Genomic DNA, 11,685 nt, shown 5'->3' on the forward strand with positions numbered 1-11,685 from the left:
CCGACACTCCGATCGGCGTCGAGATCGCGCTTCGCTGGCGGCGGCCTGGGTCGGGGGATAGGTTGAAGCGTGTGAGGAGCCAGCCCCATGTGCTTGGAATCGTTCTCGCCGGCGGCGAGGGCAAACGTCTGTATCCGCTGACCGCGGACAGAGCCAAGCCGGCAGTGCCGTTCGGGGGCGCGTACCGCCTCATCGACTTCGTGCTCAGCAATCTCGTGAATGCCGGTTACCTGCGCATCTGCGTTCTCACGCAGTACAAGTCGCACTCTCTCGACCGGCACATCTCGCAGACCTGGCGCCTGTCCGGATTCACCGGTGAGTACATCACCCCGGTGCCGGCCCAGCAGCGACTCGGCCCCCGCTGGTACACCGGCAGTGCCGACGCGATCCTGCAGTCGCTCAACCTGGTCTACGACGAGGATCCCGAGTACATCGTGGTCTTCGGCGCCGACCACGTGTACCGGATGGACCCCGAGCAGATGGTGCGCCAGCACATCGAGTCGGGAGCCGGCGTCACCGTCGCCGGTATCCGCGTCCCGCGCAGCGAGGCCTTCGCGTTCGGCTGTATCGACAGCGACGAGAGCGGCCGGATCACCCAGTTCCTCGAGAAGCCCGCACACCCACCCGGGACGCCCGACGACCCCAACGTCACGTTCGCGTCCATGGGCAACTACGTCTTCACCACGAAGGTCCTCGTCGAGGCGCTGCGGGCCGACTCGGAGAATCCCGACTCCGACCACGACATGGGCGGCGACATCATTCCCGCGCTCGTCGAGCAGGGCGAGGCCCACGTCTACGACTTCAACGACAACGTCGTCCCGGGCGCGACCGAACGCGACCGTGCCTACTGGCGCGACGTCGGAACGCTCGACGCCTTCTACGACGCCCACATGGACCTCGTGTCGGTCCACCCGATCTTCAACCTCTACAACCGGCGCTGGCCCATCCGCGGTGCCGCCGAGAACCTGCCGCCCGCGAAGTTCGTGCAGGGCGGTCTCGCGCAGGAATCGATCGTCGGCGCCGGCAGCATCCTGTCGGCCGCCACGGTCCGGAACTCGGTGCTGAGTTCGAACGTCATGGTCGACGACGGAGCGACCGTCGAGGGCAGCGTGCTCATGCCCGGGGTGCGCATCGGCAAGGGTGCGGTGGTGCGCCGGGCGATCCTCGACAAGAACGTCGTCGTCGGCGACGGCGAGATCATCGGCGTGGACCTCGAGCGCGACCGTCAGCGGTTCGCGGTCAGCAACGGTGGTGTCGTCGCCATCGGCAAGGGGATCTGGATCTGAGACCGTGCCCGCCCCGACGGCGGATCAGCTGAGGCGCACCGCGCAGAGCAGACCGTCGCCGAGGGGGAGGACCACCGGAGCGAGACGTTCGTCGTCGGACACCGCGCGGGTCGCCTCGCGCACCGCGAGCACCGTCGCGTCGCGGGCGGCCGGATCGGCGACGCGACCGTCGAGCAGGGCGTTGTGCAGCACGATCACGCCACCCGGCCGCAGCAGACGCACCCCTTCGCGCACGAAGTGCGGATGGTCGGCGGGAGTCGCGTCGACGAAGACCATGTCGTAGCCGGAATCGGCGAGTCGCGGCAGCACGTCCAGCGCGCGGCCGTTGATGAGCCGGGTGCGCGACGCCACGATGCCGGCTTCACGGAAGGCGATCTTCGCGGCCCGCTGATGTTCCGGTTCGCTGTCGATCGTGGTGAGCACGCCGTCCTCGCGCAGGCCGTGCAGCAACCACAGTCCGCTCACACCCGCACCGGTCCCGATCTCCACTACCGTCTTCGCGTCGAGCATGCGGGCGAACATCGCGAGGGCGGCTCCGACGGAGGGGGACACCGGGTCGGCGCCCAGATCTTCGGCACGGTCACGCGCCGCGGCGAGCTCGTCGTCCTCGACGACGATGTTCTCCGCGTGGGTCAGGATGCGATCGGCGTTGGTCTGCACCTCACTGAGGCTATCCTCGGCGATTCGTTCGCGCAGGCAGGCGCGCACGGAGTGGTGCCGTCAGTTGTGTGATTTCGGCGGATGAACATGCCCGGAGCGGTTTTCTCAGGGACGTTTCAGGTTACTCATACGGCGGCCACATCGCCGCGAGGAAAACTGACACTCGACGAACCGGACGATCGCACCGGTTCACGACTTCGAGGACGCACCGCCCTCGGGGAACCTTCCTGTGAAGGAATATTCCCAGCAGGGCGAGTGTTGTAGGCCCCGAAGCCCGTACCACCTTGCGATCCCGACGAGGAGGATCCACCGATCCACATGACCCGATCCCACACCGTTCCCGAGAACGACGCCTCGGCGCTCGACGCTGCCCTCGAGGCGGACCTGAGCGGCACCGCGGCGTTCGACGCCACCGGGGACCGCGCGGCCATGCCGTCGTGGGACGAACTCGTTCGTGAGCACGGCGACCGCGTCTACCGACTCGCCTACCGCCTGTCCGGCAACGCCCAGGACGCGGAGGATCTCACGCAGGAGACCTTCATCCGCGTCTTCCGGTCGTTGCAGAACTACCAGCCCGGCACTTTCGAGGGCTGGTTGCACCGCATCACCACGAACCTCTTCCTGGACATGGTGCGCCGCCGGAACCGCATCCGGATGGAAGCGCTCCCGGAGGACTACGATCGTGTACCGGCCGCAGGGCCGAACCCCGAGGAGATCTACCACGACGCGCGTCTCGGCGCCGACCTGCAGTCCGCTCTGGACTCGCTCGGACCCGAGTACCGTGCCGCAGTGGTGCTCTGTGACATCGAAGGTCTGTCCTACGAGGAGATCGGTGCCACACTGGGGGTGAAACTCGGTACGGTGCGTAGTCGTATCCACCGAGGCCGCCAGGCACTCCGCGAGTACCTGCGCGAGCATGGAAAGGTCGAAAACGGTCGCGTCGATGCGGGGTAGCCGCCGGGAGGTAGTGATGACGATGGTGCAACCACCTCGCAGGTTCGGCTCCACGGAACATCTCGCCAGCGAGGCAGTTGCCGCATTCGTCGACGGCGAACTGCGCATGGCGGCCTACATGCGGGCCGCCCAGCACCTGTCGATGTGTCCGGAGTGTGCCGCCGAGGTCGAAGCCCAGCAGCAGGCCCGCCACGCACTGCGGTCCGCTGCCGATCACGTACCGCGTATGCCGAGTTCTCTGCTCGGGACGCTCAGCAACATTCCTTCACACCTGTGCGATCCGTCCCCGCAGCCGCAGGCGGAGGAAGGCTTCGCCGCGCGCCGCTGGTCGATTCTCCGGCGCCGGTGACCGGACGGGCGGTAACAGGTGATCCGATGCCATCGGTGATACTGGGCTGCGTGACGGACCTAGACGGGGGAGACGGGCACGCGTGACGGCCGAATCTGCGCAGCACACCGAACGACGGGCCGGCGACGATCCTCGTCGCGACGACGAGTTGCCCCATGCCTCGTCGGGTAAGGACTCGTCGGGCAGAGGCTCGTCCGGCAACGCCTCGTCGGGCCTGCCCGACGGAGCGATCGCGCGCCCCGACGACGCTCCCCGTCTCGAACCCCGGCCCGTCTACCGGCCCACCGTCGATCCTGCATCGGCTCGTGTCTTCGGGCGCCCGGCCGGCGCCGAGGGATCGTTCGACTCCTCGGCCCATCCCCGCGTCGTCGACCCGCGCGTCCAGCAGGCACCTCCGACCGACGCGATCCTGGCCGAGGCCTACGGACGGCCGTCCGACGCCGACGAGACGCTCCAGCGTCCCCCTTCGCAGCCCGCGGCCGAGGCCGAGGACGACACCGAACCCGATCCCTGGCGCGACCCCGACTCCGCGGTGCGGCTCGGTCCACCCCTGGCCGGGCAGGCGGAGGAGAAGGAACTTCCCCCGGCCCCCGGACTCACCCTGCGTGAAGTGTTGTTCGACCGCCGCGTCCAGCCGCGCGCGCTCGCGACCCTGGCCGCAGTGGCCGTCGTGATCGGCATGGTCGGCGGACTCGTCGTCGCGCTCGCGACCGCCGACAACGGCTCACTGACCAGTCGCGGCGTGACCCTGAGCCAGTCCGGTCCCGACGAGGAACTGCCGACCGGCGCGGTCGCTCGGGTCGCCGACACCGTGCTCCCCGCGGTCGTCTCCATCCAGACCACCGTCGGCGGCGACGCCGGCACCGGCTCGGGCGTGGTGATCGACGGTGCCGGTTACATCGTCACCAACAACCACGTCATCTCGATGGCCGCCGGAAATCCCGACGCGAAGGTGCAGGTCACCTTTGACGACGGCACGAAGGTGCCCGCATCGATCGTCGGACGCGACATCAAGACCGACCTGGCCGTGCTCGCCGTCGAGGACGTCGACAACCTGGTCGTCGCCGAACTGGGCCGCTCCGAGGACGTCCAGGTTGGCGAGGACGTCGTCGCGGTCGGTTCGCCGCTCGGCCTGAGCAAGACCGTCACCCGCGGCATCGTCAGTGCGTTGCACCGGCCCATGCGGCTCAGCGGACAGGGCACCGACACCGACGCGGTGATCGACGCCGTCCAGACCGACGCCTCGATCAATCCCGGCAACTCCGGCGGCCCCCTCATCGACATGGAGGGGCGCGTGATCGGCATCAACTCCGCGATCAAGTCGGAGACCGGCGGCTCGGTGGGTCTGGGCTTCGCGATCCCCATCGACGACGTCACCGAGGTGGCGCAGGAGCTGATCCGCACCGGCGAGATGCGCCACCCGGACATCGGCGTGAACGCGCGCTCGGTCGTCAACGACGTCGCGAGCGGCGCGGAGGTCGCCAACGTCCGTCAGGACAGCCCGGCCCAGCGCGCCGGCATCGTCGAGGGCGACGTCATCGTCAAGGTCGGCGACCGCGAGGTCACCAGCGCCGACGAACTCGTCGTGGCGGTCCAGCAGCAGGAGATCGACGAGCCGGTCACCGTCCAGCTCGTGCGCAACGGCCGCCTCGTCGACGTCGAGGTCACCCCCGTCTCCGACTGAACGGTTCCCCTCGCGTGATGTGACCTTCCCCGTAGGTGATGCGATCCGGACGCGACCACGTACCCTGGATGCGTGTTCGGCAACATCGGTTGGGGCGAGTTCCTGGTACTCATCGTGGCGGCCCTCGTGGTTCTCGGCCCGGAGCGCCTGCCCGGCGCCGTCTCGTGGGTGGCCAAGTCGCTGCGTCAGGTACGCGACTACGCCACGGGTGCGCGCGACCAGCTCAAGCAGGAACTCGGGCCGGAGTTCGACGATCTGCGGCAACCGCTGTCCGAGCTGAACCAGCTGCGCGGCATGACACCGCGGGCCGTGATCACGAAGCATCTGCTCGACGGCGACGACTCGATCCTCACGGGCAACTTCGACAAGCCGTCCTCGGCGACCCCGGGAACGCCCACCAACGGTGCGGCCCGGCCGAATCTGTCGAAGCCGCTCGCTCCGGACGAGAAGCCACCGATCGATCCCGACGCCACCTGACATCTTTCCTACGATCGAGCCCCCGCCGTGAAGCACGGCGGGGGCTCGATCGGTATCGGGTTCTTACAGGTGACGCGTGGTATCGATTCCCAGCGACATGCCGGCCAGTCCGCGCTTGCGCACCGCGAGCTTGTCGGAGACCTCCTTGAGCGCCACCGCGGGCGCCGAGTCGGGCGCCGCGAGGACGATCGGAGTACCGGAGTCGCCGGCCTCGCGCACGGCCGGGTCGAGCGGGATCTGGCCGAGCAACGGCACCGTCGCGCCCACCGCGCGGGTGAGCCGCTCGGCGACGGCCTGACCGCCACCGCTGCCGAAGACGTCCATGCGGGTGCCGTCGGGCAGCTCGAGCCACGACATGTTCTCCACCACGCCGGCGATGCGCTGACGCGTCTGCAGCGCGATGGACCCGGCACGCTCGGCGACCTCGGCGGCGGCCTGCTGCGGCGTCGTCACGACGAGGATCTCGGCGTTCGGGATCAGCTGCGCGACGGAGATCGCGACGTCGCCCGTGCCGGGCGGCAGGTCGAGGAGCAGGACGTCGAGGTCGCCCCAGAAGACGTCGGCGAGGAACTGCTGCAGCGCGCGGTGCAGCATCGGGCCGCGCCACACCACCGGGGTGTTGCCCTCGGTGAACTGCGCGATGGAGATCATCTTCACGTCGTGCGCGATCGGCGGCATGATCATCCGCTCGACCTGCGTGGGCTTCGCGGACGTGCCGAGCATGCGGGGGATCGAGTGACCGTAGATGTCGGCGTCGAGGACACCCACCGACAGTCCGCGCGAGGCCATGGCCGCGGCGAGGTTGACGGTGACCGACGACTTGCCGACACCGCCCTTGCCGGAGGCCACCGCGTAGACGCGCGTCAGGGACCCGGGCTGGGCGAACGGGATGACGGGCTCGGTGGAGTCGCCGCGCAGCGACTTGCGGAGCTCGGTGCGCTGCTCGTCGTTCATCACGTCGAGGGCAACCCGCACCTCGCCCACCCCGGCGACGTCGGCGACGGCCTTGGTGACGCGCTCCGAGATCTCGGTGCGCATGGGGCACCCGGCGGTGGTCAGATAGATCGCCACGTCGACGCTGCTGTCGGCGCCGATCTCGATGCTCTTGACCATTCCGAGATCGGTGATGGGCTTGCGGATCTCCGGGTCCTGGACCCGTGCGAGCGCACTGCGGACGTCGGACTCACTGACTGCCATGACGCCCATGGTAGGCGGCAGGCCGCTCGCGACCGGATACGGGTCGAGGTGACCCGACGACCGCCTTCGGTCGAGGTGACCCGACGGCCGCCTTCGCCTGTCAGTGGATACGGGGCAGATCCGCGGGGCTCGGGTCGATGCCGGTGGAGTAGGCCGTCGACCAGGCGAGCACGTTCGCCACGTAGGCCATCGAGTTGTTGTAGCGGTGGATCGCCTTCGTCGAGTGCGCGATGTTGCGCATGTCGAGGCCGCCGTCGCACAGGTACTTCGCGGTGGTGAGCGTCGAGTCGTACAGGTTCTGGGGATCGGAGACCCCGTCGCCGTTGCCGTCGCCCGCGTACTGGTTCCACGTGGTGGGGATGAACTGCATCGGCCCGACCGCGCGGTCGTAGACGGTGTCGCCGTCGAGAGCGCCGCCGTCGGTGTCGTGGATGACGGCCTGGCCGGGCAGGCTGCCGTTGAGCGGCAAGCCGATGACGGGCTCGAGCAGGTTGCCCTTGTCGTCGGCGCGACCACCGTTGGCGTGTCCGGACTCGACGCGGCCGATGCCGGCGAGGAGCGTCCAGTGCATGCCGCAGGCGGGATTCTCCTCGGCGAGGACGCGCTCGGCGTTGCGGTAGGCGGCGTAGTTGATCCCGGGGATGCCGAGCGGGCCCTCCTCGAGGACCTCGGGCTCGGGTTCCGGCTCGGGGGCGGCCTTGAAGGTGCGCACGGGTGCCGGTTCGGGCTCGAGCATGATCGTCTGCACGGCGGCGACCGCTTCGGGAACCGCGGCGGCGAGGTCGGCCGAGTCGGTCGACGACGCCGTCGGCTCGGTCGCGTGGTGAGCTGCACCCATCAGTGCTCGCGGCGACGCACCCGCAGTGGTCGCGGCTGCGGCGACCAGTCCGACCGGAACGAGTCCGGTCATCGCGATGACGGAATTTCGCCGAAGCTTCGAATCCGACGGTTTGGCGTGGCGGCCCAATGGATAACCCTCCCTCGGGTGCCTCGGAACGAGACACCTTCGTTACGTGCCGGGCCGAGGCTACAGCATTCGATGCTTTTCCGTTACTCAAACGTGATGTAACGGGGGTGCATGCGCACTGCTGTGGCCCATCCGTGCTGGCCCGTGGGTCGGGTGGGGTGAAAGAAAAAGATGACGACACGCGTGTCGCGCGTGTCGTCATCTCGCTCGTGTGCCGGGAGTTATTCGCAGAAGGCGGGCACCAGGCAGGGGAGTTCGGGCAACTCCGGCATCGCGGGTGCAGCCGGGGCGGCCTGCTCCGGCGAGGGCTCTGCAGGCGCTTGCTCGCCCGATGGCTCGGCCGGCGGCGTTGCGGCCGGGGCGGGCATGGTGACCACCGGAGCCGGAGCGGGGGCCGCGACATCCGCGGCGTTCGGAACCGGCCGCGCCGGGATCGGGGCGAGATCGGCGGGAGCCACCTCGGCCGCCTTCGCATACGCGCCCGACCAGGTCCGGACGTTCGCCAGATAGTCAGGGGACGGATCGACCGCCGCCACCGCCCGCGCCTCACCGTCCGGCTCGCGCAGGTTTCCGCCCTCCGCGCACATCCGGGCACCGGCGGCCAGGGTCGCGTCGAAGATGTTCTGCGGATCGGCGGTGCCGTCCGCGTTGCCGTCGGCGGAGTACTGCTCCCACACCGCGGGGGCCAGGCGCATCGGCCCGAGCAGTCCCTCCGGGGTGACGACCGGCGTGGTCAGCGTACCCAGGATGTCGGTGCGCCCCCCGTCCGCGTGCCCGGAGCTCAGCCGCCCGACGGCGGCGAGCAGATTCCACGGCAGGCCGCACTCGGGGGAGTCGATGGCCAGCTGCATCTCGGCCGCGCGATAGGCGTAGAAGACCAGTTCGGGGATTGCGAGCGGTCCGTCCCCGAGCACCGCCGCACCTCCTGCCGCGGCCAGGGCCTCGGGCGGAAGCTGGGCGAGCGGGTCGCTCGGGCTACGCAGTGGCTGCGCCTCGCGCACCTCGCCGGGGAGCACGCCCACCGCCGGGGCGGCGCTCGGCTCGGCGGTGGGCGTCGTCTCCGCCACCACTGTCGCCGACGACGCTGTCGCTGCGAGTCCGGCAGCGACGATCACCGGCATCGCCAGCGCGACCCTCCACCGCACGCGATCACCCTCCTCCGGTCGTCCGTCCGACTGCTGTGACGAAGGTTACAGAAGGATGTCGCGTTGTGTGCAACCGGGCGTGCCGGACAACAGGACGAGCGGGTGGGTTCCTTCAGCGACGGGGCGCGCGGCTGCGCGGAGGACCGGCGTCGTCCTCGTTCTCGTCGTCGACCAGCAGTGCACGCAGGTCGTCGAGTTCGCGACGCAGATAGTCGCGGGTCGCGACCTCGCCCACCGCGAGTCGCAGGGCCGCGAGTTCACGTGCCAGGAACTCGGTGTCGGCCTTGGTCTGCTCGGCGCGGGCGCGGTCCTCCTCGAGCGACACGCGGTCGCGGTTCTCCTGCCGGTTCTGCGCCAGCAGGATCAACGGCGCCGCGTAGGCGGCCTGCGTCGAGAACGCCAGGTTGAGAAGGATGAACGGATAGGGATCCCACTGCAGGCCGACCGCGGTGATGTTGAGGGCGATCCACACGATGACGACGATCGTCTGGATGGCGAGATAGCGGCCCGTTCCGAGGAACCGGGCGATCGACTCGCTGACCCGGCCGACCGCCTCGGCGTCGAAGTTGAACCGGAACCTCGACGCCTGGGGTGTCTCGAGGCGCGAGCGGCCCTGCGTGCTGCGGTCACTCATCCTCGATGTCCTCCTCGCGCCAGTCCTCCGGCAGCAGATGGTCGAGCACGTCGTCGACGCTCACCGCGCCGAGCAGGTGCCCCTCGTCGTCCACCACCGGGCCGCAGACCAGGTTGTACGTCGCGAAGTATCGGGTGACGGTGGTCAGGGCGTCGTCGGGGGCCAGGCGCGGCAGATCGTCGTCGACGACCCCTCCCACCAGGCTCGCAGGCGGTTCCCGGAGCAATCGTTGCAGATGGACGCAGCCGAGGTACTTGCCGGTGGGCGTCGCGGTGGGCGGCCGCACGACGAAGACCATCGACGCCAGGGCCGGACTCAGATCCGGATTGCGGGCGCGGGCGAGCGCTTCGGCCACCGTGGTCGCCGGTGTCAGCACGACCGGTTCGGGGGTCATCAGACCACCGGCGGTGTCGGGGGAGTGCTCGAGCAGGCGGCGCACCGGCTCGGAGTCCTCGGGGTCCATGCGTTGCAGGAACGACTCGGCGTCCGTGGCGGGCAGCTCACCGAGGAGGTCGGCGACGTCGTCGGGATCCATCGCCTCGAGCACCGCGACCGCCCGGTCGAGACCGAGCTGGGTGAGCAGATCGGTCTGATCGTCGGAGGGCAACTCCTGCACGATGTCGGCGAGGCGTTCGTCGTCGAGCGCCGCGGCGACCTCGGTACGTCTCTTGATCGGCAGGTCGCGCAGGGCGTTCGCGACGTCCGGCGGGCGCATGTCCTCGAACTGCAGGAGCAACTGCGCGACACCCTGTCCGGGCATCGACAGCGCCTGCTGGGTGAGTCCGTGCACGTGCGGCCATTCCACGATGTGGATGGGGGAGCGGCGCGCGAGCCGGCCGCGATGGCGACGCACCGCCACGCGGGCGACGACCCAGTCGCGGGTGCGCATGAGCTCGAGCCCCAGATCCACCACGACGGCGTCGACACCCATCAGGTCCGGCAGCTCCGGGTCGTCGACGCGCACACGCGAATCGAGGACCTGACCGAGGGCGAGCACCTCCGAGGGCCGTTGCGTGAACCGGCGCAGACTCACGTTGCCGGTGACGAGGGTGACCGCGCCGGGCTCGATCGCTGTCACGCGCAGCATCGGGACGAAGATCCGCTTGCGGGTGGGCAGTTCGACGACGAGCCCCAGCGCACGAGGAGGCTGACGCCCCACCCGGATGGTCAGCACGACATCGCGGACGCGGCCGATGGACTCGCCGTCGGGGCCGAGAACGACCAGTCCGGCCAGCCGCGCGACGAAGACCTTGCTCACTGCTGCCAAGGGGTACTTCCTAACCTCGGGTGCTGATGGGCCCAGCATAAAAGCGGCCCCGGATCGGGCTTCCCTCCCGATTCCAGGGCCTAGGCCACAACGGATCGGACCCGTCATGAACCGTCAGACCATCGTAGAGCGCGCACTATGCGTACTCGTTCCCTTGCTCGGTTTCGCCCTCGTCTACGGGCTGCCGATGCTCGGCCTCAAGTTCGCCGTCGACCACGGTTGGTACGTCGCCAGTGCAGCGACCGTCGTGCCGTTCCTGCGAGCTACTCCACTCGAGCGGATCTCAGAGGTACTCGGCTACCACGAACACCACGGCCGTCGCTGCGCTCACGTCGTCCTCGAGGAACTCGACGGCGCACCCGAGCTCGAGGTGTGCATCTGGGCCAACGAGCTGCACGTCGACGTCGACACTCCGCTGGACACCGGCACGCAGATTACGACGGTCGCGGCCGCAGACGTCGCCACGAAACTTCGCCTCACCCTCGACCAGCTTGAGCACGGCGACGGTCCCGAGTACGAGCTCGCTTTCGGCACGCCCGACGGGTGTGCCGACTTCCCGCTGATCGATCCGGCCCACATTCCGGCGCTCATCGACGCACTGACCAACCTGTACCGCACCTATCACGTGCACATCTACTGCGAGGACACGAACGCCTGATCGCGGTGCGTTGAGCCGGGCCGGTCGCCTGCACCGGTCCGTGCTTTGCACGCCGCGGTCCGCGAGCCTCTGCAATCCAATCTCTGGATCTTCCGCTGTGCGCCCGTAGCCATTCACGGGTGAGCCGCCTAGCCCGCGGTGTCGTCGCCCGTCAGAGGGGCCACAGCACCAATTCTCGATCACACGTAGCTCACCCGGTAAAGGCGGACTCGAGCGGGAACAGAGTGGCATCTGTAGAGCGCGTGGAGCATCCCAGTCCCGGAGGCCCTGCGAGTAATCCCCGTGGCCTCGTGCACACCAACCGACCGGAGCGAACGACCGACCGGCGTAGTGGGCACCCGTACCTCGTGCGTTACGGGGTACGCCCTGCCCTCCCTCCGCTCCACTCTCTCCCGGCGTGAGGTAAT

The 11,685-nt window shown here is 69.2% G+C and carries 12 protein-coding genes; 6 read left to right on the plus strand and 6 right to left on the minus strand.

What is annotated here, in order from left to right:
• Positions 1–71: 71 nt before the first annotated feature.
• Positions 72–1,286 carry a glucose-1-phosphate adenylyltransferase gene (gene glgC, locus LPH33_RS06800; protein ID WP_037190186.1) on the plus strand — a complete coding sequence of 405 codons (1,215 nt, stop codon included), beginning with the start codon at positions 72–74 and terminating at the stop codon, positions 1,284–1,286.
• A gap of 24 nt (positions 1,287–1,310) precedes the next feature.
• On the opposite strand, the gene LPH33_RS06805 is transcribed toward glgC, so the two are convergent.
• Entirely contained in the window at positions 1,311–1,946 is a 636-nt protein-coding gene (locus tag LPH33_RS06805) for an O-methyltransferase (RefSeq protein WP_026061109.1), read from the minus strand.
• Positions 1,947–2,264: 318 nt separating this feature from the next.
• On the opposite strand from LPH33_RS06805, the gene sigE reads away from it, so the two are divergent.
• From sigE to tatB, 4 genes are all read left to right on the plus strand, one after another.
• A complete protein-coding gene (gene sigE, locus LPH33_RS06810; protein WP_016692035.1) occupies positions 2,265–2,900 on the plus strand; it encodes an RNA polymerase sigma factor SigE in 636 nt (211 codons plus the stop codon).
• 16 nt (positions 2,901–2,916) lie between these two features.
• Positions 2,917–3,249, plus strand: a complete 333-nt coding sequence (locus LPH33_RS06815; protein WP_016692034.1) for an anti-sigma factor family protein — start codon at positions 2,917–2,919, stop codon at positions 3,247–3,249.
• A gap of 214 nt (positions 3,250–3,463) precedes the next feature.
• Positions 3,464–4,933, plus strand: a complete 1,470-nt coding sequence (locus LPH33_RS06820; RefSeq protein WP_051032978.1) for a S1C family serine protease — start codon at positions 3,464–3,466, stop codon at positions 4,931–4,933.
• A 72-nt stretch (positions 4,934–5,005) separates the two neighbouring features.
• A complete protein-coding gene (tatB, locus tag LPH33_RS06825) occupies positions 5,006–5,410 on the plus strand; it encodes a Sec-independent protein translocase protein TatB (protein ID WP_016692032.1) in 405 nt (134 codons plus the stop codon).
• 63 nt (positions 5,411–5,473) lie between these two features.
• Here the strand turns inward: tatB and LPH33_RS06830 are convergent, their stop codons facing one another.
• From LPH33_RS06830 to LPH33_RS06850, 5 genes are all read right to left on the minus strand, one after another.
• Complete coding sequence (locus tag LPH33_RS06830) at positions 5,474–6,607, minus strand: Mrp/NBP35 family ATP-binding protein (RefSeq protein WP_026061108.1); 1,134 nt, start codon at positions 6,605–6,607, stop codon at positions 5,474–5,476.
• A 100-nt stretch (positions 6,608–6,707) separates the two neighbouring features.
• Positions 6,708–7,574 (minus strand): lytic transglycosylase domain-containing protein, encoded by an 867-nt coding sequence (locus tag LPH33_RS06835; protein WP_229567530.1) that lies wholly within the window; start codon positions 7,572–7,574, stop codon positions 6,708–6,710.
• A gap of 221 nt (positions 7,575–7,795) precedes the next feature.
• Entirely contained in the window at positions 7,796–8,719 is a 924-nt protein-coding gene (locus LPH33_RS06840) for a hypothetical protein (RefSeq protein WP_229567532.1), read from the minus strand.
• A 112-nt stretch (positions 8,720–8,831) separates the two neighbouring features.
• The gene (locus LPH33_RS06845) at positions 8,832–9,353 is read right to left on the minus strand and encodes a DUF1003 domain-containing protein (protein ID WP_088896697.1); all 522 of its coding nucleotides are present in this window, start codon (positions 9,351–9,353) and stop codon (positions 8,832–8,834) included.
• Positions 9,346–10,620 (minus strand): magnesium transporter MgtE N-terminal domain-containing protein, encoded by a 1,275-nt coding sequence (locus tag LPH33_RS06850; RefSeq protein WP_006554297.1) that lies wholly within the window; start codon positions 10,618–10,620, stop codon positions 9,346–9,348. The genes LPH33_RS06845 and LPH33_RS06850 overlap by 8 nt, the downstream gene beginning before the upstream one ends.
• Before the next feature lie 106 nt (positions 10,621–10,726).
• On the opposite strand from LPH33_RS06850, the gene LPH33_RS06855 reads away from it, so the two are divergent.
• Positions 10,727–11,278, plus strand: a complete 552-nt coding sequence (locus LPH33_RS06855; protein WP_229567533.1) for a hypothetical protein — start codon at positions 10,727–10,729, stop codon at positions 11,276–11,278.
• Positions 11,279–11,685 lie beyond the last annotated feature (407 nt).

Origin of the sequence: Rhodococcus sp. RDE2 (assembly GCF_020885655.1) — a bacterium.
Taxonomy (GTDB): Bacteria; Actinomycetota; Actinomycetes; order Mycobacteriales; family Mycobacteriaceae; genus Rhodococcus; species Rhodococcus pyridinivorans.

Excerpts from the sequence above, each read along its gene's own strand:
- sigE (WP_016692035.1), top strand. The coding sequence starts at position 2,265 with ATGACCCGATCCCACACCGTTCCCGAGAACGACGCCTCGGCGCTCGAC.
- LPH33_RS06815 (WP_016692034.1), top strand. The coding sequence starts at position 2,917 with ATGACGATGGTGCAACCACCTCGCAGGTTCGGCTCCACGGAACATCTC.
- LPH33_RS06830 (WP_026061108.1), bottom strand. The coding sequence starts at position 6,607 with ATGGCAGTCAGTGAGTCCGACGTCCGCAGTGCGCTCGCACGGGTCCAG.
- LPH33_RS06845 (WP_088896697.1), bottom strand. The coding sequence starts at position 9,353 with ATGAGTGACCGCAGCACGCAGGGCCGCTCGCGCCTCGAGACACCCCAG.
- LPH33_RS06855 (WP_229567533.1), top strand. The coding sequence starts at position 10,727 with ATGAACCGTCAGACCATCGTAGAGCGCGCACTATGCGTACTCGTTCCC.